The sequence below is a fragment of the Pseudoalteromonas sp. genome (assembly GCF_041629635.1).
Classification (GTDB): Bacteria; Pseudomonadota; Gammaproteobacteria; order Enterobacterales; family Alteromonadaceae; genus Pseudoalteromonas.
In genome coordinates, this window is record NZ_JBFKMX010000017.1 from 1 (window position 1) to 25,863 (window position 25,863).

At 36.4% G+C, this 25,863-nt stretch carries 25 protein-coding genes and 1 pseudogene; 14 read left to right on the forward strand and 12 right to left on the reverse strand.

Features of this window, described 5'->3' with window-relative positions; genetic code table 11:
- A pseudogene (locus ABYD77_RS04320) lies at positions 1-225 on the forward strand (amidohydrolase); the annotation flags it as partial.
- 40 nt (positions 226-265) lie between these two features.
- Here the strand turns inward: ABYD77_RS04320 and ABYD77_RS04325 are convergent.
- The 3 genes from ABYD77_RS04325 to ABYD77_RS04335 form a co-directional block, all read right to left on the reverse strand.
- Positions 266-748, reverse strand: coding sequence for an MgtC/SapB family protein (locus ABYD77_RS04325; protein ID WP_372767341.1), 483 nt, complete (start codon positions 746-748; stop codon positions 266-268).
- 68 nt (positions 749-816) lie between these two features.
- Entirely contained in the window at positions 817-2,124 is a 1,308-nt protein-coding gene (locus ABYD77_RS04330) for a hemolysin family protein (protein WP_372767343.1), read from the reverse strand.
- 207 nt (positions 2,125-2,331) lie between these two features.
- Complete coding sequence (locus tag ABYD77_RS04335) at positions 2,332-2,895, reverse strand: rhomboid family intramembrane serine protease (protein ID WP_372767345.1); 564 nt, start codon at positions 2,893-2,895, stop codon at positions 2,332-2,334.
- Between the two features lie 439 nt (positions 2,896-3,334).
- Between ABYD77_RS04335 and ABYD77_RS04340 the strand changes: the two genes are divergently transcribed.
- Positions 3,335-3,709, forward strand: a complete 375-nt coding sequence (locus tag ABYD77_RS04340; RefSeq protein WP_274760807.1) for a DUF4440 domain-containing protein — start codon at positions 3,335-3,337, stop codon at positions 3,707-3,709.
- A gap of 87 nt (positions 3,710-3,796) precedes the next feature.
- Here ABYD77_RS04340 and ABYD77_RS04345 read toward each other — a convergent pair whose 3' ends face one another.
- Both ABYD77_RS04345 and ABYD77_RS04350 read right to left on the reverse strand, forming a co-directional pair.
- On the reverse strand, positions 3,797-4,066 hold the full coding sequence (locus ABYD77_RS04345) for a hypothetical protein (protein WP_372767348.1): 270 nt from the start codon (positions 4,064-4,066) through the stop codon (positions 3,797-3,799).
- A gap of 220 nt (positions 4,067-4,286) precedes the next feature.
- Positions 4,287-4,916: a LysE family translocator gene (locus ABYD77_RS04350; protein WP_372767350.1), complete on the reverse strand. Its 630-nt coding sequence runs from the start codon at positions 4,914-4,916 to the stop codon at positions 4,287-4,289.
- 454 nt (positions 4,917-5,370) lie between these two features.
- On the opposite strand from ABYD77_RS04350, the gene ABYD77_RS04355 reads away from it, so the two are divergent.
- Positions 5,371-5,598 (forward strand): hypothetical protein, encoded by a 228-nt coding sequence (locus ABYD77_RS04355; protein WP_372767352.1) that lies wholly within the window; start codon positions 5,371-5,373, stop codon positions 5,596-5,598.
- Positions 5,599-5,661: 63 nt separating this feature from the next.
- Here the strand turns inward: ABYD77_RS04355 and ABYD77_RS04360 are convergent, their stop codons facing one another.
- Complete coding sequence (locus tag ABYD77_RS04360) at positions 5,662-5,997, reverse strand: prepilin-type N-terminal cleavage/methylation domain-containing protein (RefSeq protein ID WP_372767354.1); 336 nt, start codon at positions 5,995-5,997, stop codon at positions 5,662-5,664.
- A 249-nt stretch (positions 5,998-6,246) separates the two neighbouring features.
- Here ABYD77_RS04360 and ABYD77_RS04365 point away from each other — a divergent pair, with 249 nt between their 5' ends.
- The gene (locus ABYD77_RS04365) at positions 6,247-7,860 is read left to right on the forward strand and encodes a Na/Pi cotransporter family protein (protein WP_372767356.1); all 1,614 of its coding nucleotides are present in this window, start codon (positions 6,247-6,249) and stop codon (positions 7,858-7,860) included.
- Positions 7,861-8,060: 200 nt separating this feature from the next.
- Positions 8,061-8,831: a hypothetical protein gene (locus ABYD77_RS04370; RefSeq protein WP_372767358.1), complete on the forward strand. Its 771-nt coding sequence runs from the start codon at positions 8,061-8,063 to the stop codon at positions 8,829-8,831.
- A gap of 32 nt (positions 8,832-8,863) precedes the next feature.
- Here ABYD77_RS04370 and ABYD77_RS04375 read toward each other — a convergent pair whose 3' ends face one another.
- Positions 8,864-9,598, reverse strand: a complete 735-nt coding sequence (locus tag ABYD77_RS04375; RefSeq protein WP_372767360.1) for a glutathione peroxidase — start codon at positions 9,596-9,598, stop codon at positions 8,864-8,866.
- Between the two features lie 239 nt (positions 9,599-9,837).
- Between ABYD77_RS04375 and ABYD77_RS04380 the strand changes: the two genes are divergently transcribed.
- Positions 9,838-10,809 carry a DUF4382 domain-containing protein gene (locus ABYD77_RS04380; RefSeq protein WP_372767362.1) on the forward strand — a complete coding sequence of 324 codons (972 nt, stop codon included), beginning with the start codon at positions 9,838-9,840 and terminating at the stop codon, positions 10,807-10,809.
- An 86-nt stretch (positions 10,810-10,895) separates the two neighbouring features.
- Here ABYD77_RS04380 and ABYD77_RS04385 read toward each other — a convergent pair whose 3' ends face one another.
- Positions 10,896-11,192, reverse strand: a complete 297-nt coding sequence (locus ABYD77_RS04385) for a hypothetical protein (RefSeq protein ID WP_372767364.1) — start codon at positions 11,190-11,192, stop codon at positions 10,896-10,898.
- A gap of 81 nt (positions 11,193-11,273) precedes the next feature.
- A complete protein-coding gene (locus tag ABYD77_RS04390) occupies positions 11,274-11,495 on the reverse strand; it encodes a hypothetical protein (RefSeq protein ID WP_372767366.1) in 222 nt (73 codons plus the stop codon).
- A gap of 153 nt (positions 11,496-11,648) precedes the next feature.
- Here ABYD77_RS04390 and ABYD77_RS04395 point away from each other — a divergent pair, with 153 nt between their 5' ends.
- A complete protein-coding gene (locus ABYD77_RS04395; RefSeq protein WP_372767368.1) occupies positions 11,649-12,290 on the forward strand; it encodes a hypothetical protein in 642 nt (213 codons plus the stop codon).
- A gap of 6 nt (positions 12,291-12,296) precedes the next feature.
- On the opposite strand, the gene ABYD77_RS04400 is transcribed toward ABYD77_RS04395, so the two are convergent.
- A complete protein-coding gene (locus tag ABYD77_RS04400; RefSeq protein ID WP_372767370.1) occupies positions 12,297-13,598 on the reverse strand; it encodes an MATE family efflux transporter in 1,302 nt (433 codons plus the stop codon).
- Between the two features lie 260 nt (positions 13,599-13,858).
- Entirely contained in the window at positions 13,859-14,812 is a 954-nt protein-coding gene (locus tag ABYD77_RS04405) for a hypothetical protein (RefSeq protein ID WP_372767372.1), read from the reverse strand.
- Between the two features lie 316 nt (positions 14,813-15,128).
- On the opposite strand from ABYD77_RS04405, the gene ABYD77_RS04410 reads away from it, so the two are divergent.
- The 7 genes from ABYD77_RS04410 (at position 15,129) to ABYD77_RS04440 (ending at position 24,368) form a co-directional block, all read left to right on the forward strand.
- Entirely contained in the window at positions 15,129-15,614 is a 486-nt protein-coding gene (locus ABYD77_RS04410) for an Hsp20 family protein (protein ID WP_372767374.1), read from the forward strand.
- A 239-nt stretch (positions 15,615-15,853) separates the two neighbouring features.
- A complete protein-coding gene (locus ABYD77_RS04415; RefSeq protein WP_372767376.1) occupies positions 15,854-16,798 on the forward strand; it encodes an ABC transporter ATP-binding protein in 945 nt (314 codons plus the stop codon).
- Positions 16,788-19,670, forward strand: coding sequence for a Gldg family protein (locus ABYD77_RS04420; protein ID WP_372767378.1), 2,883 nt, complete (start codon positions 16,788-16,790; stop codon positions 19,668-19,670). The genes ABYD77_RS04415 and ABYD77_RS04420 overlap by 11 nt, the downstream gene beginning before the upstream one ends.
- Before the next feature lie 10 nt (positions 19,671-19,680).
- The gene (locus ABYD77_RS04425) at positions 19,681-20,601 is read left to right on the forward strand and encodes a DUF4340 domain-containing protein (RefSeq protein WP_372767380.1); all 921 of its coding nucleotides are present in this window, start codon (positions 19,681-19,683) and stop codon (positions 20,599-20,601) included.
- A 188-nt stretch (positions 20,602-20,789) separates the two neighbouring features.
- Positions 20,790-21,032, forward strand: a complete 243-nt coding sequence (locus ABYD77_RS04430) for a DUF1294 domain-containing protein (RefSeq protein WP_372767421.1) — start codon at positions 20,790-20,792, stop codon at positions 21,030-21,032.
- A gap of 209 nt (positions 21,033-21,241) precedes the next feature.
- Positions 21,242-21,652, forward strand: coding sequence for an alternative ribosome rescue aminoacyl-tRNA hydrolase ArfB (arfB, locus tag ABYD77_RS04435; RefSeq protein ID WP_372767382.1), 411 nt, complete (start codon positions 21,242-21,244; stop codon positions 21,650-21,652).
- 142 nt (positions 21,653-21,794) lie between these two features.
- Complete coding sequence (locus tag ABYD77_RS04440; RefSeq protein WP_372767384.1) at positions 21,795-24,368, forward strand: TonB-dependent receptor plug domain-containing protein; 2,574 nt, start codon at positions 21,795-21,797, stop codon at positions 24,366-24,368.
- Between the two features lie 264 nt (positions 24,369-24,632).
- Here the strand turns inward: ABYD77_RS04440 and ABYD77_RS04445 are convergent, their stop codons facing one another.
- Positions 24,633-25,859, reverse strand: coding sequence for an EAL and HDOD domain-containing protein (locus ABYD77_RS04445; protein WP_372767386.1), 1,227 nt, complete (start codon positions 25,857-25,859; stop codon positions 24,633-24,635).
- Positions 25,860-25,863: the final 4 nt, after the last annotated feature.

The window sequence follows — 25,863 nt, forward strand, 5'->3', positions numbered from 1 at the left end:
AATTTAATTGAAATGCCAAAAATTACTGGTGCTGAAGATTTCTCATTCTATGCAATGGAAGTACCGGGATTATTTGTATTTTTGGGCGGTACACCAAAAGGAACAGATCCTAAAGATGCACCGAGCAATCATTCGCCTTACTTTTTTGCCGATGAGTCTTCATTTAAATTAGGCACAGAAGCCTTAACTAATTTTGCACTAGACTATATGGCAATGGCTAAATAACTACTTAACCTGAAAAGCGAAACTGATATTAGTAATTAGCTTATCTGTTTCGCTTTTTCCAATCATGAAACTTTGCGTGCACGCCTTGGGTCAACGATGTAAAGTAGTCCTCTAATACATCCACACCATACAATATACCCACTACTAAAACACTCAGCTTTATTGCACTTAATTCACCTGCGATATCAACAGCAACACCAATAGCGGCAAGTACCCAAATGGTTGCAGCTGAGGTAACACCTACCACAATGCCGTCTTTAGCGAGCATTACGCCTGCACCCAAAAAGCCAACCCCTGTAACAACTTGACCAATAATGCGTGATGTATCGGTTACATCATTATTTAATGAATTTGAAGCAGCAATAAACATATAAGTACCAAGTACAATTAGTGCAGAGGTACGAATACCAACAGGTTTTCCGCGAAGTTGTCTTTCTAGTCCAACAATAAATCCACAGCAAATAGCAGCGGCAATTTTAGACCATTCAAATGGTGCAATTGAAAAAAGGGTTGTTAGTTCCAATGTTTCTCTCTTTTAGGTTATAAAGGCAATAAATTTAACTGCCTATTTAAGGTGTTGTTTTATCTAATTTATAAATTTTCAGACGTTGCTGTTTCACTTGATTCAAGATGAGTGATCAGTAATTGATCAACACGAATTCCGTCAATATCTACCGCTTCAAATTTATACCCAGCATGCAGCACAAAGTCGGCACATTTTGGCATTCGTTTCATTTTATAAATGATAAACCCAGCAACGGTTTCATAATAACTTTCGTCAGGAAACTCATCAATTTCAAGTAATTTCTTAACATCGACAATAGGTGTTGCTCCATCAACTAACCAAGAGTTTGCATCGCGTTTAACTATTTGCTCATCGCCACTAAATGGCACTAAATCACCCATAAAGCTGCTCATTAGATCTTTTAAAGTAATAACGCCCACAACCAGCGCATATTCATTTACCACAACAGCAAACTGAGAAGATGCAGATTTAAATGCATTTAATGCGTCTGAAAGTGTTAGTGTTTCCGGTAAATACAGCAAGTCTTTGTTTAAAGCTTGTAAACTAAGTTCGGCTTTTCCACCATTCAATAATTGATGCAAAATAGTTTTTGATTCAATGGTGCCAAGTAGTTTATCCAACTGTCCATCACACACTAAAAATTGGTGGTGAGGGTTTTCTAAAATTTTGTTGCTGATTGTTTCACTACTATCGTTAATATCAAAAAAAACAATCGAATCACGTGTGGTCATTACTGTGGGTAATGTGCGACCCTCAAGTTCGAATACATTGCCTATCAGTTGATACTCTTGCTGTTGCAATGAACCGTCTTGGGCACCGGCTTCCATTACGGCAACGATATCTTCTGTGGTGACAATTTCTTCACGCTCTGTAGGCAGTTTAAAAATTCGCAGAACCATATTGCTAATACCATTGAAAAACATTACCAATGGGGTGAGAGCAAAGGTTAACCAATTCATCAAACTAACCACTTTGATTGCGACAGATTCAGGCATGATCATCGCAATGCGCTTAGGTAGTAAGTCAGCAAATAAAATAAATAACGAGGTAATTGCTAAAAACGACAGGAAAAAACTGATTTGGTCAGCGTGTTGTCCGTTATAAACCAAATTTACCAACTGTGAGGTATAAGGAGAAAGCGTTTGTTCACCGATGATACCGCCTAAAATGGCAATCGCATTCAATGCAATTTGGATCATAGCAAAAAAACCACCCGGTTGTTCTTGAAGCCGCAAAACTGCTTGCGCTTTTTTGTTACCTTCGTCAGCGATAACCCGTAATTTAATTTTACGTGCTGCGGCAATGGCAATCTCCGACATAGCAAATAAGGCACCAAAAATGATTAAAATGCTTATACCCAACAAGTCACTCATAGCGTTCTCCAAACAAAAGATGAGCATATGCTTTTTAATCTGAAATACATTAAAAAGCGCGCAATTATTATGCAAGTTTGACTTTGCTGCAATCACTTTTTTTAAATAAATTTTTTAATTAAATTTCAGTTAGTTAGGGTTTGTATTTGCTGCGCTATTTGCAACAGGAATGTAACTGTGTTTTGAGTATAAAAGGGTTGATTGAGTTTAATAATGAGCTTGCGATTTTTGCTGTTTACTTATAAAGAGCTTTCCTGCAATGCACCCCGCAATAAAACCGAAGAAATGGCTACTCCAACTTACACCAGGTACAAACTGAGTAAGCAAATAAATAACACTGGCATACAAAAAACAAATAATTGCAGCTAGTAATAAATTAAAAATATTACGACTAAAAATAGCGTTACAAATAATGTAGCCTATTAGTCCAAAAACCAATGTGCTAGCCCCTGCATGAAAACCTTCACTGGCAAAAAGCCAAACGGCAGAGCCTGCGCTAAATGTAATAAACAAACATACCCAAATAAAACGCTTTACACCTTGTTGCAACACAATAAATGCAAGCACTGCTAAGGGGGCCGCATTTGACAATAAATGTTGCCAACTATGGTGTATAAAAGGTGCCAGTGGGATCCCAATTAAGCCGTTGATGTATCGTGGGTATATGCCAAAATTTGAAACTAACCCTGCAGTAATCGTATTTAAAATTTGCATCCCAATAAGAATAACGAGCAAAATGAAAATAATATGTAATGGTTGTTTAATTAGCATATAAAATAGTGGGTCTCATAAAGTAAAAAGCACTTAGTTTTTTAATCAACTAAGTGATTTTACTTTAACGCCTTACTTCTCTGAGCAACAGTTATTTTATTAACTCTTATATTTTCGAAAATCAAATGGGCATTAACATTTACAGTAATCGACTTACTAAAGTTGTGGCAATATAAATTGTCAGAGTGATTTATATCCATTGTAAGTCTTACTACTCTGACTTTATTGCGTTTTAAATGTGCCATAACAGTAACCATATCTAAAAATTTATCGATAGTAACTACCTCAAGCTCATATTTGCTAGTGAATATGAGCTGACATGAAAAGTAATTTTGATTATCTGTTGCCATTTTAAAATTGAAAGATGCCTGCTTAATCATTGATCTTTAGTTGTTTTGCGTTATAACAAAGTAAAGGGTAAGCATTGCGAGGCGTTCACTTGAAAGAACTATTGATAGAACAAGAGGAATCACTTCATAACTATGAAACTCGCCACAATAAACGTGAAATTATCCGTTTAATTCATCCTGAATTTCGTGAAGTAGGCCAATCGGGCACATCATTTTCATTTAAAACGATTATTGAAATGATGTCTTCGGAAAAGCAGCCAAGCGGTCATGTTCATGCACAAGACTATGAATGTATTCAGTTAGAATATTCAGTATTTTTAATGTTGTACAAAACAGCATGGGTTAGTAAAGATGGCTCGGCCAGCTATTTTGCTAAAAGGTCATCTATTTGGGTACTAAATAATGGTGCATGGCAAATGAAGTACCACCAAGGTACGCCTTGTGATGAATTTACTTTAGTTTAAAAGGTTATTGAATTACCAGTCCAATGGCTTGAAAGTTACACAACGAACTGAAATACGAAGAAATTACAACATCCATGTTGTAGTTTACTACTTTAGAATTTTCACCACTTCACGAGTTGCTTCAATCAGGCGGATTATTCTGCCATCGATGTTTACGGTGATTAACCCTTTATGGTCAACCGGTACAATAATCTTGCTGTGGCTATAAATTTCACGGTCGATAGGTTTACCAACCTGAATTTTCTTTTGCCATCCTGGAGGTAATTCACCTGTACGAGCCACTTTTTTCTGAAGGCCAGGTGGTAAGCTGTTACCTTTATTGTGTTTTTCATTTTTGGCGTGAAGTGGAGAGGCCATCAAAAAAGACTGGCTAATGTAACTAAAAAGCTTTTCATTAAAATGTTATTCCTCAAAGCTTTCACAACGGGTATTAAACTAAACGCTTAGAGTTTCTGATGTTGTAAAATTTAAAAGCGTAAAGCCACTATAAAACTAATTACCCTCAAAATAAAACCAGTCTTTAATCTTAATTCCTTTAAAATAAGAGTTTCTGAGTATTTGATTAATACAGAATTAACTAGCTTCTATTTGACATTGAAAGCAATGCGCCTGCACCAATAAACACACTGCCAGAGAGTTTATTAAAAAATGCAGTGCGACCTTTGTCGAACAACCACTTTGAAGACTTAACGCCTAACATTACATAAAACAACAACCAGCTCAGTTCTAGTAAGATAAATGTACCTGAAAAAATAAGGTATTGTGTTAAAAGTGACTCATTGGGGTTAATAAATTGTGGAAATAACGCTGTAAAAAACACAATGGCTTTGGGGTTACTTGCTCCAATTATAAAGCCACTAATAAAGTGCTGCATGCTTTGCTGATTATTTTCATCTGGCATATCAGTAAGCGCAAAGTCAGTGTTCTTTGACAAAAACGCCTTTATACCAAGGTAAATCAAATAACCTGCCCCAAGCCATTTAATAATATTAAACGCAAGCTCTGATGTAGCAATTATCACGCCTAACCCTGTAAAAGATAAACTCAAAATTAGAGTAATTGCAGTTAAGCTACCGAGCGCTGCATATATACCCGAACGTTTTCCTGAGGTAATTGCTTTTGACATACAAAATAGTGCGCTAGGGCCAGGAGACGCAGTTAAAATGAGCACCGCAATAAAATAGAGTGTCCATGTACTTATATCCATTTTGAAACCTTCAATGTTTTTTCTTTAAGCTAGCATTTTTAATTAGAAAACAAAGACAACTATTTAATGATTATCAAAAATTTTCACCTTGGTTTGTGTATGCATTGAATTGTTAAGAAAAGCCCATATTAATTTTGATGGGGTAGGCCAAAGAAAAGGGAGAAAACGGTGCTTAAAACAACGCTAATAATTTTATTTGTTATATTTTCGTTGTTACCGTTTAATTTAGCACGCTCATTTATTCCACCTCATCAACAAACGTTAAACTCCTTTCAACACATTACACACTTAGCCAGTAATAACAGTACTGTTATTACATTTATAAAGTATTCGACCTTAAAAGTTTTAGCTAACCGTTTTAATTTGCGAAAGTTATCATTTTAATAAGTCATACAGCCAAATATGACAGCTTATCTTTTTTGATTATTTAACAACTTAAAAGATAAGGAAAATTATGACGCAAGCAATCACTTTGTTTGTTTTGGTGTTTGTGTGGGCTTTCTTGATGCTGCTTTGCTGGAAGATGATTGGCTGGGCAAAAAAGAGAAAAACGGGTGCAGTTGTATTTGGTGCTTTGGTTAATATGGTATTACCTGATCCTAAAATTGAACATACAATCGCCATTGTAAGAGAGCAAAAAGCAGAAAAACCACAACCAAGTAACGAACAAAAAGAAAAATAACCAAATCCAGCGATTGCTGTCTTTTTTTAATTTAGAAATGTTATGAACCCTAAATTAAAAAGACTAAATCGAGCAAACAGCATTTCTTACATCACAGTTTATTGTGGCGTCCCCAGGCGAGATAGGCTTTGTTGTTATTGATATTGTTGACTGGTCAAATCCTGGGAGAGATTGGCAACGTTGGCTTTTTCCAGCGGGAAACGGTAAGTTTTTATTCGAAATATGGACTACTCCGGCTCTAACATGCGCAGAGGATTCAGAGAGACAAGCAGTGTTAGAAGATTGAATCGTATATTCATTATAAACTGGAAGAGCAATAGCTGCGAGCACACCAATAATAGCCAGAACAATCATTAGTTCAATCAAAGTAAATCCATTAGCATTTGAAATTTTTATCATTTTTAATCTTAAAAAATCTGTATTGTAAGTATTATAGTGGTTATTTTTATTGATAACAGTGAAAACTAATGCACTGTGATTTACTTATTGAGATTAAACAGGCAGATCGAAATACATGTAAGAACGCATTACAAAATAATTAATTAAAAACGCACTGTGATTTATTCTTGCGCGATATTTAGGAAAAAATAGGTTTAAATTAATGATAGGAAATTTCCATTATCTGATTGAGTTATTACACTGATAATTATGGAAATAAATTTTACACACTACATTATAATAGCTGAAACAATTGGCGGCTTAGGAATATTTCTCATCGGCATGTTAGTTATGACCGATGGGTTACATGGATTAGCTGGCGATGCGGTACGTCGTGCGCTGACAAAATTCACAAAAAAACCATTAACAGGGGCATTAACAGGAGCTGTGTGTACGGCAATACTTCAATCTTCAAGTGCAACAACAGTTGCAGCTGTCGGCTTTGTCAGTGCGGGCTTACTTAATTTTTCGCAAGCACTTGGTATTATTTTTGGTGCAAATTTGGGTACAACGGTCACTGGTTGGCTGGTTGTGTTACTAGGCTTTAAACTTAAATTAGGCACATTGTTACTACCCGTTATATTTATAGGTGCACTTCTAAGGTTGTTTGCGAAAGAGGGCTTGGCTAAATTAGGCTTTGCTTTGGCAGGTTTCGGTTTAATATTTGTTGGCATCAGTTTAATGCAACAAGGAATGTCTGGGCTTGAGTATTATTTAACTCCTGAAGCATTTCCACCAAACACATGGTTTGGCCGTGTGCAACTTCTACTTATTGGTATTTCTATCACTTTAGTGACGCAATCTTCAAGTGCCGGTGTTGCTATGGCGATGACTGCGTTGTTTGCTGGGGCTATTAATTTTAACCAAGCAGCTACGTTAGTGATTGGCATGGACATTGGTACAACATTTACTGCTGCAATCGCAACACTAGGTGGTTCCGTTGATTCGAAACGAACAGGGTTCTCTCATGTTATTTATAATCTATTGACAGCCATTTTGGCACTTGCATTACTAACCCCTTTCACGACTTTGTTAAATACTTGGCTGCCAGGTTTTATTTTATCCAACTCTGAAATTGCATTGGTATCTTTCCATAGCTTATTTAATTTAGTTGGAGTGTTAGTCGTATTACCTTTGACGAATCAATTTAGCAAATTAGTTTGTTACTTAGTACCTCGAAAGTCTATATCGAATACTGAAATGTTAGACAGTCAACTTTTGAAGGAACCAAGCGTTGCACTGATTGCTACTTTGACCAGCTGCAAACGACAGCTAGTTGAGCAGTTTTGCTTAATTGCAAGAATGTTGAATAAGAAAGAACAAGACTACAATGATGAATTTAGTCATTTACAATTAGCTCTAAAACATACTCATGAGTATATTGACCAAGTTCACTTGCAACCAAATCAGAAATTTAAATGGCAAAAATTAATAATTCTAATTCATGTACTAGATCATATGTATCGTTTAAATAAACGCATCATTGAGTCTCATGAGTATGCGCATGCACTCCATTGTAATCAAAAATTGAGTGAGGCTACTAATAAACTGATTAAGGTTATTAACTTACTAAGTTATTGCATTGAAGAAGAAAATTGGAGTAAAGGGCATCGTATCGCAAGTAAAACTCGCATTATCTTTAAAAAACGCATTGAGCCGCTTAGAGCAGATATTATGAGAGAAATTGCGTCAGGCGTTAAAACTATACCTGAAGCGAATATTGACTTAGAAGTATTGCGTTGGATGACTCGAATCGTTAATCATATTAATCGAATCACTTATCATTTAAATGGCCTACACCAGAAAACAGATTCTCGTCTATAAACCCCTACAATTTATGAGCTTTGTTGATGTTGTTTTGTTCAATAATAAGAAAAATTTCAACCAAGCAACAGAGGAAAAAACATTGAGAAAAGCTAGCGAGCGCTGTTTTTTTTCAATTACGTTGATTTACAATTTGGTCTTGCCTTAACAACGAAAAAATTCGTACTATCACAACTGTCTAAAAATAAACGGATTTTATTTTGAAAAATTTGATTTCAATGTCACTGGTATTAGCCAGTCTAGCTCTTGTTGGATGTGAGTCTACCCCCGAAGTTAAACCACGCATGGCGCGGATTAATAGCCCAGAAGTAGATAGCCAGCCTTTTAATTTTAAATTAGCAGTAGGCTCTGATACATCCAATGAAATATCAATTAACAATACTAAAAAAGCAGATAGAGACTCAGCGCTTCGCTTTTCTGCTGCAATGACTTTAAGCCATGGTTTTGAAGCGCGCTATGTTGATAATGGTGAGCAGCAACTTAGCTTGAAGTACCAATGGCATGGTGCTCCAGAAGAGGAAAAGCAAAGTGGTAACCTCTCGCTTGCTACAAGTGTTAGTTATATATATTCAAAGCGCAATGAAAGTGCAACACGTGCTTATAATAATTGGTCACTGGAACAAAAAAGTTATGACTTATCACTCATCGCAGGTTATCGCTTTAATAAACAAACACTAATGTATGGCAGTGTGTTTTATCAAGATGGCGATATCGACGGAAAGTATTACCTTCTTGAAAGTTATGATGACGTTAATAACGAACAAGTAAACCAAGGCTGTGGTTATGACAGAACCTGTGTAGGTTATCGTTTTTCAGATACAGGCAAAGCATATGGCGCAAGTTTAGCTTTAGAGTATGAGTTATTAACTTGGTTAGTTCTAACTGGTGAAGTTGTGCACCATAGAGCTGATTGGTTTAACCGAAGCAATAATGAAACTGGTGCAAATCTAATTCTTGAGTTCCGCTTTTAATTAAAGCCTGCAACCGCAGGCTTTATAATATTTTACAATGATTGGAAGTAACTTTCTAAATCATCCGAACCACCAATGTGTTTACCACCAATAAATACTTGCGGCACAGTATCGCGGCCAGACATTGCTTTTAAGCTGGTTAATGAGGCATCTTTGCCAAGTACAATTTCTTCATAGTTATAGCCATGCTTGTCTAAAAGGCGTTTCGCATTTTGACAGTATGGGCAGTTTGGTTTAGTGAACAACGACACCGGCTGTGGCTTCAATGCATGTGGATTAATGTAGTCTAACATTGTGTCTGCATCGGATACTTCAAACGGGTCGCCTTCAACCTCTGGCTCAATAAACATTTTTTCAATAATACCGTCTTTCACTAGCATAGAATAACGCCAGCTACGTTTGCCAAAACCTATCTCGCTTTTATCTACTAACATACCCATTCCATGAGTAAATTCACCTGTACCGTCAGGAATAAGCCTAATGTGTTCGGCTTCTTGCTCTTTAGCCCAAGCGGCCATCACGAAGCTGTCATTTACTGATACACATAAAATATCGTCAACGCCATTTGCTTTAAAGGTATTGGCTAATTCATTAAAACGCGGTAAATGTGTTGAAGAGCAGGTTGGTGTAAATGCTCCTGGTAATGAAAATACAACAACAGTTTTACCTTTAAATAGGTCATCAGAAGTCAGTGTTTGCCATTGGTTGTTAGCAAAAATTGGTAAGCTAACTTGTGGTACCGATTGTCCAGAAATATCATTTAACATTTTACGCCCTTATTTTGGTTGATTCCTTTAGTTGGGTACAGTATGCCTTTCGAAATTAAATCAATCCAATTAGTTAAATGAGTCACTTCAATCTAAAAAATTAATTTATAAATAGGCAGCTAAATAATACTTGGTTGGTCAATTATTCTTCTAAAAATCGCAAAACTACTGATATTTTCGTATCAATTTATCAGTAATCACCTACTATAATATTGGTAAATTTTAATATGGTGACAATTATGAAAACCTATTTAGTAATCTTACTAATGCTATTAATTTCTGCCTGTGGTGGTAATTCTTCTTCAAATGATAAGGATGTTGTAGTGCCACCTTTGATGGGCGTTGAGCAAGCTAAATTTTCGTTAGGACTGAGCGATGCGCCTGTTGACGATGCAATCGCGGTAGTGCTTGAAATAGATACGATTAAAATTATTAAACTAACAGATTCTGGTGATGTAGCAGAAGAAATTTTAGTTGAAGAATTTGCTATGGAAGATGGTTCCACTGCATCTTCGGTTGTCACTAACTTACTTGATTATCAAGGTGCAGATCAAAAGAAAATTATTGATGAGCTGGCTGGCATTGAACTCGACGAAGGTAACTATCAATTAGAACTTGTGATTATTGATGCAGGCTCTTATGTTGAACTTGATAATGACGCAACATTATACGCAATTAAAGTGCCAAGCTCGCGTCTACGCCTAGGTGAGTTTGTGGTTGACGCAAGTTTAGTGCAAGTGGGTGATACCCCAGCTTACACCATTGAATTTGATTTAAGAACATCTCTTGTACAGCGTGGCAATAATCCCGCTAAAAATGGCTTTATCTTAAAACCACATGGTATTAAGGTTGTGGGAAGATCCGGCACTATTGCTGGCACAATATCATCTGAAAATCTTAATTTAGGCACATGTACAGTGTATATGTATCCTGGTGATACTACTGAATTTGGTGATTTGTTTGATAGTGAAGATGAAGCATTCACAGGTGATGTGCCAACTGCAACTGCACCGCTTGCATCAACCGTTGTAACAATTGAGGGTAGCTATGAGTTTGGTTTTGTCTCAGCGGGTGATTACATGGTGGCGTTACGCTGTAATGATCTGGTAGATGACAACATTCAATTTGATGGTTTAGAGATCCCATCACCAGCAGGTCAAAGTAAATTTATTACAGTGACCTCTGGTAATACAAGCGAAGCTAATTTTTAATTAAACACCGTATGCTAAATGACAGCGATTGAAATAAGCAACAATATTTGGCTTGTTTTCATCGCTATTTTTATTGGCGTACTCAGTTATCCATTGAGTAAATTGCTAAGTGTTGCACAAGCGGCTGCGTCGTATTGTGTCATTCGCTCTGTTACAAAATAAGCTTTATCACCTAATAAACTGGCCAAATTTTCAATTGCTTCTATGGCAAAGTCATAGATTTGTGTTTTTGCTATGACGCCTAAACCTTGGGAATAAATACTTTTAATAAGGCTATTTCGTACCAAGTTTGGCATAAGTAATATTAACAGTGCCGGCGTTTCTGAAATTAATTCCTGCTTAGTTAAAGGCCAAAATTCATCGTCAACCCAGCGACTATACACTAAGCTCCAATATCGGTTTTCTTCTACTAATTCTTTAATTAGATACCCAATTGCATTTTGTTTAGTGAGGTCTGCATCGAGCTAGGCGTTTTGTTCAAGGTTTGCCAGAATAATGTTTGAATCGGCAACCATTTCATTAATAATGGTAACAGGTAACTTCTTTTTTGGCATTTTTTCGGGAACAATGCGATATTTAACTTGATAATCGATGTTGGCAAGCTTGTAATACGCTTCGAGTTTAACTGCAAATGGACTTGCATCGGTGAGTCCAAAAGTAGGTGGAAATTCATATATTGTAATCATTTTACAGTCCTTGTTGTTTTTGCACATAATACGCTGTAGTTTTGTCAGCGACTGCCAGTAGCTTAACTTGCCTAAGTAAAAATAAGTTTATCTGTGTTTAGTATGCAAGTGTACGATTGCTAAAGTAATTATAAAACTAGAACAAATAACACTATGTCAGAAATCCTCTCATTAATTGAAAGTAATCCACAACTTGTACTGTGCGCCTTGATTATACTCATCGTTATTATTTTCTATAAAGAGCGAATATCTCGTTTCTCTTCATATCAGACAAAGTCAGGAAATGAAGCGAATTTGAAATTATTTGAGATGACAGCGACGCAACTTATTGAGTTTCAAAGTGTATTAGGTGAAATGATCTATCGTCATAAATCAGTGATTGCCGATGAACTTGATAATGCCTCAAAAGTATTCTTAGAAGACATTAATGCGGTGGTTGAATTAAACAATCCTAAAAAAGAAGCTCAATTAAAAAAACAATTGCTTCAACTTATCAGCGATAAACGGCAAGTTGTCGCGAATGATCGCTTGAAAATAAGTTTAGCGGTAAAGCAATTAGAATTGCTTGCATCAAATGAGCTAACGCTTTGTATTCTTAATATTCAAGGTAAAGTACTTAGTATGATCCAGCATACTGACGCGTATTTAACCCATTTAGCCAGTGTTGCTGAGAGTCCTTTTGACTCTAGACTGCAAACTAAACTGGCATTAAGTGACGATGAACAAGAGGTACTGCTGGCGCTTATAGATGTATTGAACAGTCAATTTAAAGAAGAAAAAAAGCGCCTTCTATAAGGCGTTTTAATTTATAGCTGAGCCTTGTTTGATAGCTGTAATACCTTTTTTATGTTGTTCTCTCAAACCAATACTTTCTTGTTTTTTATATTTGTATAAAACATAGAAACCAACAAAACCATGAGCCAAGCTTAAACCGATAAATAGCCCTTGGCTTCCTGCAAAATAGACACCACCCAAGCCTAGTAATGGCACAAGCACTAAACGATGGATCACAATTACTTTAATTGCATCAGATACATAACCAATCGCATTTAGGCAAGAGGGTGCTAAAAGTGCTATGGCTAAAAAGAAGTAAGTAAAAGGCACATAACTTAAGTAGTTCAAAATGACTCGTTTTTGTTCACAATCGGGACACAAAAAGAATAAAACATCACTTTTAAATACCAGCAGTAAAATGCCAATGAGGGATTGAATTACTACCAGTGAAATTAATACATGGTTGATTAATGTTTTACAACGTTTAATTTGTTTTGCCCAATAGTTAATGCCGATGACCGCAGGTAATGCTGCAGTAAAAGCCATAGGTAAAACTAACAGCAACATTTCTAAACGGAAAATAATAGCAAATGCACCTACATACTCTGTGCCAATACGGCTTAAAAAAATGGTGAGGATAAATAATGATAGAGCAGGAGCGAGTTGCTGTAAGGTCAGAAGTAGTGATAGCCGTTTATCCTTAAACAAGGTTTTGAGACAAATAATTTTAAAGTCGATACGCTTGTAAACAATAAAAATAAGCATTGCAAAAAGAGCAAAACAACTATCCACAACAAAATGGAGTTGTGCAAGATCTGAAATCAAGGTGAGGCTTTTACTATCGATAATTAATAACAAAAGCAAGGTTTTGCTTGCCATCCAAGCGAGTAAATAGATAGCAGATAAATGACACCTCCCTAAAGCACGCATTACACTGCTACTTTGCCAAACTAACACCAGCGGTAAAAATGAGGCAATTTTGTATTCGTAAAAGATAGCTATTTCACTTTGATAATGGGCTAATTCGCCTTTATTGAACTGTGATAACCATGCATTTAAATTGACTAGTGCGCTGTAATAATCTTGGCCAAAATACAAGGTAACTAATAAAACGCTGGTCACAAAAAGTGTAAATATAAAGAGCGTTGGAATAAATGATTTTTGATGCTGTTGCTCTTTAACCAAAATAATATTTGACCGAACTGCAATGGCTATTGCTATCGCATTCATAGAAATAACAAGCGGCAAAAAATAACCAAATAGTGACAAGCTATTATCACTGTGTGATGCAATCAGACTTGATTCGAGAACATCAAATAGCAACAGCATAAAAATTGCTGGCATTAATAAAGAGCTTGAATTAACAATTGCTCGCAAGGGGGAGCTGACCAAATATGGATGAAGACTCGTTGGTTGCATTATGCTGATATTTAAATCTTATAAATAAATGCAGCATACAAGAATAAATACGTGAATATGTGTACAGAATGTAAGTGTTTATGTCGCTGATATGAATTAAACAATACATATTACACATACTGGTTATAAAGGGTTTCTGCAATATATACTTATTCTATCTTTTGAAGAAATTACACTACAAAATCAATTTGTTGAATAAGACTCGCTTTACCATCATTCTTAAGATAATAACCAGATTGTCGAATAGCCCCTTTTAATTCGCCATTGTCATTGCGAATATTTAAGGGTGAATTAACACTTTGTGTTGCGATAGCCCCAATATTTGCATCGTCCAAGGAAACTAACTTATCCTCAGATCTATTTTTTACCCATATTTTTAACGAATCAAAAATTACGTCATTTTCATCAATAAAGCCGTTACCATCTTCATCGTATTGCGAAAGTTCAGCAAAGCCATTACCACTCAATGCTCCAAACAATTCTTGTCCGTCATCAATTTTGCCATTGTTATTACGATCAAATGCGAGATAACCATAGCCTTTTCCAAGATGGGTTAAAGTGTCTTTGTTGCCATCAGCATCAATATCAAATTGATGCGTACTTTCGCCAAGTTCAACCGGTTTACTTGTAAAGCTGATAATGAGCGGATCTTTCATATTGATGCTTTCCATTGAGTGTTGATATTCGGTAAAGCTTTGCTCAAAATTAAGCTTAAATTCAAAGCTAATGTCGCGACCATCAGCCGTTGTGATTTTACCAGCCATTTTAAGCGAGTTGGCTTGGTGTTCATGGTGAAGCTCTTCAACAATCACCTGAATAGGCCCTTGTTGTGCATCGTCATTTTGGGTTGTTTGTACTGTTTTAGCAGCTGAATTTGCCGCAGTAAATTCATCCTTATCAAACCATTCTATGTCTTTGCCTGATAGTTTTTGCACTAGCAGCTTAAGGATCATTACCTTTGCATTATCTTTCATCTCAAGTGTGGAATTTTGTTCTTCAACACTGATCGCTTGCGATTGCACTTGCCCTTGAATTGGCGGCTCTATTGGTGTTTCAATGCGCGTTTTTACAAATTCACTCACATGATGATTTTCAAGTGTTACCGCTGAGCTTTCAATTTTCATAACTAAACCAACTTAAACGGGTACATAACAAATTATCGGCAGGGTTGGTTTAAGATTAACCATTTTTAAATTTAAATTCGCAATTATGCATACATTTGTAATGAAAGCATCTGTTACTGAAATGCATTTTGTTATCAGTGAATTGGATAAAAGTTAGATTTATAAAAACCAATCTCTTATGAATATTTTTTATAAAAATAATGCTTGTTTTTAAATAAGCAGCCCTTAAATAAAATGACGTAATTTAGCTGTCATCTATGAAGCTGGATTACTTTAATTGTTTTTATTTTATGTTGCTTCTATTGGAGGATATATCATGAACACAGTTGATTTAACACCGCTATACCGCAGTAGTATTGGTTTTGATCGTTTAGCGTCGTTACTTGATAGCGCACTAACGTCTCAAACAACTACCAGCGGCTACCCACCATACAATATCGAGCTTCTCGAAGATAACCAATATGCAATTACGCTTGCTGTTGCCGGTTTCGATAAGGAAGAACTCGATATTCAAGTTGAGAAAGGCGTTCTGACAATACGCGGCAATCGTGCCATAAAGGACGATGCCAAGTATCTGCATCACGGTATTGCCAACCGCTCTTTTGAACGCAAATTTAATCTTGCTGACTACGTTGAAGTTACCAATGCTGATCTTGCAAATGGATTATTAACAATTGAACTTGTTAAAGAAATTCCTGAAGCAATGAAGCCAAAATCAATCACCATTAACCAGCCGGTTAATGCAATTGAACATAAAAAAAGTACTAAGCAAAAGGTAATTGAAGACGACAAGGCAGCTTAAACCATTAATGGGCGCATACCTTTAGTGCGCCCATTTTACTTAAAAGGTGAGATGTTGATGGGATAACCTTCAATCTTTTACCAAATCGTAACGTACTTTGTTTGGGAATAACCCCAGCTATATGGAGAAATTAACAATGTATTTTTCGACTTTACTTTACCCAATATATCAAAACGTACTTGCATGCTTAACATCACATGATTGTTGTTTTAACTATTAGCATATAACGGAGAGTTACCATGTTAAATGTGAGTAATATAACTCGAAGATACGGCAATTTTATAGCAGTAGATAATGTGAGTTTTTCAGTCAAAAAGGGTGAAATAATTGGTTTGTTAGGCCATAACGGTGCTGGTAAAACAACTATAATGAAAACTATTAGCGGTTTTTTAGAGGCGGATTCAGGTGATGTTTGTTTGGATGGAATTTCAGTTAAGAACAATGCCAAGGCATTACAACGCGTTCTAGGCTATTTACCTGAGAACTTACCAGTATACCCTGAAATGACAGTTGCAGAATATTTAGATTATGCAGCTGATATGAAAGGGTTAAAAGGTAATACTAAAACAGCAGAAATTAAACGTGCAATTAAAGCTACTGACTTATCGACAAAATATCTAGCACCAATAGACACCCTTTCTCGTGGTTACAAACAAAGAGTGGGCGTAGCACAAGCAATTTTAGGTCAGCCGAAACTGTTGATTTTAGATGAACCAACAAATGGACTCGACCCTCAACAAACTCACCAAATGCGAAAATTAATCAAAGAGATAGCCCAAAAGGCAACGGTTATTTTGTCGACACATATAATGCAGGAGGTGAATGCATTGTGTGATCGTGTTTTGATTCTAAAAGGCGGTAAATTAGTTCTTGATGACAAGCTTTCTAAGTTAAAAACCAGTCAGCATATTGAATTCAGAACTAATTGTACTGAACTTGCGATAATCAGTTCAATTTCTGGGGTTAAGCATGTTGAGCAGATTGCTGATAACACACTCAAAATTGAAGTGAGCAAAATAAATTTCATCGATAAAATTAGTGCTGAAATCTGCAGTAGTATCATTTGCGCTGGCTTTGAAATCTATAGTATTTATGCACAAAAACAAGATTTAGAGAGTGTGTTTAATCATATCAACAATAATGATCAAAACAGCCAGCAAAAGGAGGTTTCAAATGCAGCCTAATCAAAGTGCACCCTTCAATGTAATGCGTATTGCAAATAAAGAAATAGCATTGTTTTTTGCATCTCCTATCGCATACTTATTTATTGGCGCATTTGCTGCCATAACTTTATTTGTCTTTTTTTGGTTTGAAGCATTCTTCGCACGTAACATCGCCGATGTAAGACCGATGTTTGAGTGGATGCCGTTATTATTAATATTGTTATGTTCGACATTGACAATGCGCCTTTGGAGTGAAGAAAAGCGTACCGGCACCATTGAGCATGTTCACACTATTGGGGTTCCTTTATGGCAGTTTGTTATAGGTAAATTCCTTGGCTGTTTAATGCTATTAGCAATCGCACTTGTTGTGACTCTGCCGTTGCCTATCTCAGTATCGTTTCTAGGTGATTTAGATTGGGGGCCGGTGTTTTCAGGATACCTAGCAGTGTTATTGCTAGGCGGTGCATATATTGCAATTGGCCTTGCTGTTTCAGCTAAAAGTGATAACCAAATAGTCAGTTTGATAAGCGCTAGTATTGTCTCTGGCATTTTCTACTTTATTGGCAGCGGACTTGTTACAGACTTTTTTGGCCATAACATGGCAGAGTTTCTCCGTCAGCTGTCAACAGGTGCACGTTTTGACGATATAACCCGTGGTGTCATTGATTTTAGAGATTTGTATTATTACCTCTCTTTAATCGGCATTTTTTTATCACTTAACACTTTCTTTTTGGAAAAAGAACGTTGGGTATCAAATAGCAGTTCGAATAAACATAAATCATGGCGAGTATTGAGCGGATTGCTTTGTATAAACTTATTAGCTGCAAACATCTGGCTTAATCATCTACCTCAACTACGCCTTGATACAACACAAGGCCAGCAATATTCAATTTCTTCAGCAAGTGAGGGTTATTTTGCACAATTGCAGGAACCTTTGTTGATCCGTGGGTATTTTAGTGAAAAAACGCATCCACTGTTGGCTCCACTAGTACCTCAATTAAAGGATTTACTTGAAGAGTATCAAGTGGCATCTAAAGGGCGTATTCGGGTTGAATTTGTTGATCCACAAAAAGATGCTGAAATGGAACAAGAAGCCAATACGCGATTCAATATTAAACCTATGCCATTTCAAATTGCCGACCGATATCAAGCGTCAATTGTAAGCTCTTATTTTAATTTACTATTACAATATGGAGATGAATATAAAGTCCTAGGATTTCAAGATTTAATTGAAGTGAATGCGCGAGCAGAGTCAGATGTTGAAGTGGTTCTTAGAAACCCTGAGCATGACATTACACGTGCGATCAAAACGGTACTTCAGTCTTATCAAACGGCTGGTAACTTATTTGAAACTGTTAAACAACCTCTATTATTTAAAGCCTACGTATCGAATGATGAGCGTTTACCTGAGCAGCTCGCAACCTTTAAAGCAGCAATCAAGTCACAAGTTGAAAAGGTTAAAGCGAGTGCATTTGGTAAATTATCAGTGGAATTTATTGAACCTGAAGCAAACGAATTTGCTGTAGCGAAACAAATTGAAAATGAACTTGGCTTTCAACCCATGGCTACAAGTTTATTTTCAGATCAGCAATTTTACTTTTACCTTACGTTAGAACAAGGTGAAAATATTGTTCAAATACCATTAGATGATTTTTCAGAATCACAATTTGCTAAAAACTTTAGTGCAGCAATTAAACGTTTTGCTAAGGGTTTTACTAAAAATGTGGCACTTGTAACACCGCAGAATTCAGATTATGGCAGCTATGCATTTAGCCAAGCTCAATATCGTCAATTGAAACAAATGCTGGGTGCCGAACAGAATATTATTGATGAAGACTTAAAGTCCGGTGAAGTAAGTGGTGAAGCGGATATTTTACTTTTGGCCTCGCCTCGAGAACTCAATGAAAAACAGTTATTTGCAATAGACCAATTTTTAATGAAAGGGGGCACTGTAATCGCTTTTACATCACCTTACAGTGCATCGTTTTCAGCAAATCGACTTTCAATGAATAAAGTAAACTCAGGGCTAGAAAACTGGCTCGAACATCATGGGTTATCTATTGAATCAAACTTAGTTATGGATAACAGTAATGCAGCGTTTCCAATTCCTGTTACGCGAAGTGTGGGCGGTTTTCAAATTCAGGAAATGCGTATGCTTGACTACCCGTATTTCTTAGATATACGTGAGGGACTAAATCCAGATAATTTGATTACATCCCAGCTTGGACAACTCACTTTACCGTGGGCATCGCCAATCGTTATATCCGATACCAATAAAAACATCACTTACACGCCACTCATATCGAGCTCAAATCAAGCTTGGACGTCAGAATCACTTGATATTATGCCGAAAGTTAACGCTCAAGGAGAATCTTCATATAAACCGTCAGAGTTAACAACACAATATGAACTCGCTGTTATGGCACAAGGTAAGTTCACATCATACTTTGAAAATAAGGATTCCCCTTTGCTATCGGATATTAAAGAGAAGGAAGAAAGTGATGATAATAATGCATCTACAGAGAGCTTTGATGTATCGAGTGTAATTAAGCACGCTGCAAACTCGGCAAAGCTTATCCTTATAAGTTCAAATGACCTTGTTGACGATAATGTCTTGTCACTGACAAATGCAACTTCACAAAGCAATTACCCAACTAGTTTACAATTAATCGTAAATGCTGTGGATTGGTCACTCGAAGACAGTGCCTTATTAAGTATTCGTTCACGGGGAAATTTCAACCGTACATTATTACCAATATCACATAATCAGCAGCTGTTATGGGAGTATGGTAATTATATTCTGGCAAGTCTAATGCTGGTTATTTTAATGGTGTATCAGCGTTTTCGTAAACGCCGAAAACAAATGCAATACTTGACTTGGCTAACACAATAGGAGGTGTGAGATGCGAAACTATATTTTAGTATTACTTGTATTATTTACATTCCAAATTGTCATAGCATTTACCTTGTACTTTCAGGACGCTACAGGACAAGCTGATTCGTTATCACACAAGTTATTAACGTTAAATGAAAACGATATTGTTCGCGTAGCAATTAAACAAGATGATGCGGAGTTAACAATAGTAAATAAAGAGGGGAAATGGGTGTTTAAAGAACACCAAAATATACCCATTGAAGCGCATAAAATTAACGTAATCGAAAGCGAATTATTACCTCTGAAAGTATCGTGGCCTATCACGCAAACACAAGGAAGTCATACACGATTTAAAGTGAGTGATGAGAGTTATAACAAGCAAATAACGTTTACATCAGCTGATGGTAATATGGAAACGATTTTTCTTGGCGATTCACCTGAATTTAAACAAGTGTATGCACGCATTAAAGGGCAAGACAATGTTTATTCAATACCTTTCAGTAGTTTTAAGTTAACAGCAAACCTAACGGATTGGTTTAGTAAATCGCTGCTTGCAGTATCAGAGATAAGTGAAGTTAAATCGTCAACACTTAGTCTTAAAAAGAATGAAAAAGGCTGGGAGCTTGAATCTGATAAGCAAAAGATGAATAACGAATTGATAGATGAGAATTTGATCAATACTTATGTTGAAAAGTTAAACGCATTAAAAGTATCTGATATTGCAGAGCTGTCTTTAACCTCAAGTGAAACAATTAGTGTAAAAACAGTGAGTGGGTATAGTTATACATATGAGTTTGCTAAACAAGGTGACAACTATTATATAAGTCGGAACGATTTTACACATTGGTTTGAGTTATCTAAACCGCAATATGAGGACATAGCACTTTTACAGTTTGATAAATTTCTCTTAAAAGAATCAGAAGAGCAAGAAGAGATAATATCAGAGTAAAAAATAAATAGAATTGAGAGAAAGTGTTCTCTCAATTCTTATTTTTCATGTAGCATGCTAATGGTTTTTGAGCTGTTAATTAAACTGTGTTTAACTATATGTTACTCGTATTCTTCTTTTCAATCATTCTGATTTTATTGTACTTTTTAAATTTCATAGAGAGCCAATTTGTCGCACTTTATTGTGTTATGAGCGTATTTACATTTGTTGTGTATGGAATTGATAAATACAAAGCTAAGCGTGATAAAGTTCGTGTACCTAAAAGCACTTTACATATTTACAGTGTAATAGGGGGGTGGCCTGGGGCTATGATTGGGCAACATGTGTTCCGCCATAAAACCGTTAAAAAACCTTTTAAAAGATTTTTTTATGGTTGTATTTTTGTAAACTTATTTTGTTTTGTGGCCTATATATTATACATAAACGCTTAGTTATAGGTTGGTGTTGGATTTAACATAAAACCCTCTTTACCAAGGTTCATCACTTATCACTCTCTGTATAATGACAATCTTTTAGTACCTATAGTTCTGAAAACGTTGCTCTATATTTTTAACTGACTGATATAGTTTAAAAAAATATATTATAACATTTCTTCAGTTTGATATACTTACTAACATAAAACTGTCATGGAACAATAAGAATGTTGCAAATTTCTAATACTGTAATCATTTCCGATTGGGAGATAGAATTAACAGCTATTCGAGCTCAAGGTAGTGGCGGTCAAAATGTTAACAAAGTGTCATCTGCAATTCATTTACGTTTTGATATTAGACGTAGTTCCCTGCCTCAAATTTACAAAGAAAAAATGCTTGCTTTAAGTGATAGCAGAATTAGTAATGACGGTGTGATCATAATTAAGTCTCAATCATTTCGAACCCAAGAAAAAAACAAGCAAGATGCGCTTGAACGCTTAAAATCTTTAATAAAATCAACAATGGTTGTTCATAAAAAAAGAAAGGAAACAAAACCAACAAAAAATTCACAAAGAAAACGTTTAGATAGCAAAAAGAAACATAGCCAAACGAAAGCAATGCGGGGACGAATTGTATAAAAAAGACTTTTTGGTTGAAAATTGAACTATCGACGTGGAAATATCGAATTTTACTTGATAATTTTCCAATTTAGTCTATTAATTGTAAACGGCATGTTAAAGCATGTTTACAATAACTAACGACAAAAATGCTAGGGAAATTATGAAAATTAAAGCGCTACGCAAGGCAGTTATACTCGCCTGCTCATCAACTCTTGCCTCTGCAGTGTCTTATTCAGTTGTAGCGGAGGAAACCCTCCCCGCCGAAGCGAAAAAAGATGTAGAGAAAATCGCTGTAGTAGGAACACGCTCAGCGCCACGTTCTATCGGAGATTCACCAGTCCCGATTGATATTATCGGTGGTGATGACTTAGAAAAACACGGCTCATCGGATATGTTAGAACTGCTAGTTAGCCAAGTTCCTTCATTCAATGTTCGCCAGCAACCAATTAGTGATGCTGCGACTCTTATTCGCCCAGTAAACCTTCGTGGCTTGTCTTCTGACAGTACGCTTGTACTTGTGAATGGCAAACGTAGACACCGTGCCTCTGTTATTGCTTTCCAAGGGGGCGGTGTGAATGATGGTGCCCAAGGTCCTGATGTTTCAGTAATTCCAAGTATCGCGCTAAAACAGGTAGAAGTTTTACGTGATGGTGCCGCAGCACAATATGGCTCTGATGCAATTGCAGGTGTAATGAACTTTGTATTGAAAGATGCTTCAGAAGGCGGCAGCATAGCAGTAAAGTACGGTGAATATTTTGAAGGTGATGGTGACACTACAACAATCGAAGGAAACCTTGGTTTACCTTTTACTGATGATGGCTTTGCTAATTTATCTTTTGCATTAAAAAACGCTGATGCTACAAGTCGCTCAATGCAACGTCCAGACGCAGCAGGCCTTGCAGCTGCAGGCAATAGTTACATTAAAGATCCAGCACAAATTTGGGGTAACCCAGAAATAAGTGACGATTTAACTATTTTTGGTAATGTAGGTCTTGATTTAGGTAATGACAAACAATTTTATATGTTTGGTAACTACTCTGAGCGTGATGCAATTGGTGGTTTCTATTATCGAAATCCTCATAACCGCGGGAATGTTTATTCGATTGATGGTGGCGAAACACTGTTAGTTGGTGATGTCGGCCAAGCTAATGGTGGCCCTAGAACATGTGCTGTTGTGCCAGCGAATGTGCCAAACGTGCTTGAAACACAAGCATACAAAGATATGGTTGCTGATCCTAACTGCTTCTCAATGAATATGATTTTCCCTGGTGGTTATACACCACAATTCGCAGGAACAATTGTGGATACATCTCTTACTATGGGTGTTGAAGGTGAGATTAATGGTGGTTGGTTAGATGAAGTTTATTTTGACTTGAGTGGATCGGTTGGCCGTAATGCGTCAGATTTCTATCTTTACAATACACTAAACCCATCACTTGGTTTAGAAACTCCAGTTAATTTTGATACCGGTAAGTATATCCAATTAGAAAAAACCTTTAACTTTGATTTAGTTAAATCAGTTGAAATAGGTCTAGATGAACCGCTAAATCTGGCTGGTGGCCTAGAGTTTAGAGAGGAATCTTTTGAGATTGTTTCAGGCGAAGAGGCTTCTTGGAAAGCGGGTCCTTATGCGGATCAAGGCTTTAACATTGGTTCACATGGTTTCAAAGGTTTTGGACCAGAATCACAAGGTACAAATACGCGCCGTAACTGGGCTGCTTACGTAGACGCTGAAGCATATTTAACAGAAAGTCTCCTAGTGGGTGCTGCGCTTCGCTATGAAGATTACAATACATTCGGTGATACTGCTAACTACAAGCTAACACTTCAGTATGCAATTTCAGATGATTGGCAAATTCGTGGTTCTACAAGTACTGGCTTTAGAGCGCCAACTGTTGGTCAAGCTAATGTAGTAAATACTGCAACGTCTTTGGTTAATGGTGAGCTAATTCAAAGTTTCTTGGCACCACCAACAGATCCGCTTTCATCATTCTATGGTGGTAAAGAGTTAACACCTGAAGAATCAACAAGCTTTGCGCTTGGTACAGTTTATGAGTATGAAGATTTCTTCTTAACTGTAGATTACTACAATATTGAAGTAACAGACCGTATCGCACAATCAAGTCAGATTACTGTACGTGAAGAAGATTACGCAGAGTTACGAAACTTAGGTGTACAAAACCCTGAGCTAATTTCTGCTGTGACTTATTTTGCAAATGACTTCGATACGACAACAAAAGGTGTTGATGTTGTAGCAAACTATTCAGCGGACCTTTTCGATGGTGCAACCAAGTTTGCTCTTGCGTATAACTGGAATGAAACAAATGTTGATTCATTTAACCCTGCTACTACAAGCGATGGTAAAGTTAAACGTTTAGAGGAGGGTATGCCACAGCACCGTGCAACATTTACAATCACTCAAAACTGGGATGATGTTAGTATGTTTGTTCGTGCAAACTACTTTGGTGAGTACTTTGCGGTACACGCCGATGATGATTGCTTAGATGGCTGTTGGAATGAGATTGCTGACTCTGCATTTACTTTTGATGCTGAAGTAAGCTATTTCTTCACTGAAAGCTTTAAAGGGGCGATTGGTGCAAATAACATTTTTGACCAAGAAGCGCAGAAATTACCATCATCATCTTATGGTGTGCTAGGTGCACAATACTATGAAAGTGGTCCATATGATTACAATGGTGGTTTCTACTACGTTAAGTTAAGCTACTTATTCTAGTCTATTAGAACTACAAAAGCCCAGAAACCTGGGCTTTTTTACACCTAGATTTAACCCAGCGAGTTAATAAAATTGAATCATAATAAGTAAGTTTAGAGGTTTAAGTACTTACTAATATAATGACACACCGCACAAAAAATATGTGCACTTTGTGATAACACAATGGCTAACGCATTAAATAATTGCTAAAACCAAGTTAGATATTAAATATTTTTTTAAATTGAAGTGTTCATTACTCGATAACTAATTCATTTAACAGGGTTATCAAAGAGGGTCTTGTGAACAATTATAAAGAATATCACTCCATTTAATTGCTTCAAAATAAAACGCAGGTAAGTCTGCTTGATCTAATTTTAATTTGTTACATTGCGTTTCAATTTTCTGCCACTCACCTGATTCATAACTTAAAACAAGCTCTAGAATATTACGATTAATATTATCTTGCCCAGTCAAGGCATCAGTGATGTCTTTACCTAAAGGAAGCTGTTTTAAAATAACTTCCATAGAGCGATCAAATATTGCATCTAAAAGCGAAAATAACCCCACAAGGAATGATTTACTTTTAAGGCTTGGCGCAACTTTTTGCGCTATTACATCACAGAACTTAGCGCGAATGGTTGACATGCGAATAAGCTCATGCGGTTTGTCTTTTGCGAAATGTGCTGTTACCACTAGATTTAAAAAGCGTTTGGCATTCTGCTCACCTAAATAAATTAACCCTTGCTTGATAGAGTTAATTTCTTCGCGTATAGGAAATAAGCCTGAATTAATAAAACGCATTAATTTGTAGCAAAGGGCAGCATCTTGTTCAACGAGGTGTGCGATTCGATCGTAATTAAGTTCTTCTTTTACCAACTCAGTATAAAGCAATACAACAGTTTGCGCGTGGCTGACCATATCTGGCTGTTCTATCAACTGCGGTTTACATAAAAAATAACCTTGGAAATAATCAAAACCAAGTTCTTTAGCTAGCTCAAAATCTTCATGTGTCTCGATTTTAATCGCCATTAACTTAATATTTTTAAGTTGTTTTAACTTGTGAATATCAGCTATCACTGTATTTAATGGTGTTCTGCTGATATCAAATTTAACAAGGCGACATAAATTACAATACGGTTGCCAATCAAAATGCGGTGTGAAAGGATCTAACGCAAGGGTATAGTTTTTATGAAATAAGCTACGACAAGCCTCATATACCTCAGGGTTAGGAATAAAGTCAGTCATCACTTCAACTATAAAGTCGTTACTCGGTAAAAGCTCAGGTTGTTTTTGTAATAGACCTTGATGGTGAAACTTGATAAGTGCCTTTTTACCGGATGTTAGTCGCCTTAATCCAATAATAAACTGACTATCAGCAATGAGTTTAGATGTAGCTATAACAGGATCAATTTCAGGAAAAGAGTTGGCGCGACTATTACGAAACAAAAGCTCGTACGCTACCACTCTTTTTTTACGGTTTAAAACCGCTTGTCGTGCAGTGTATATTTTCAAATGT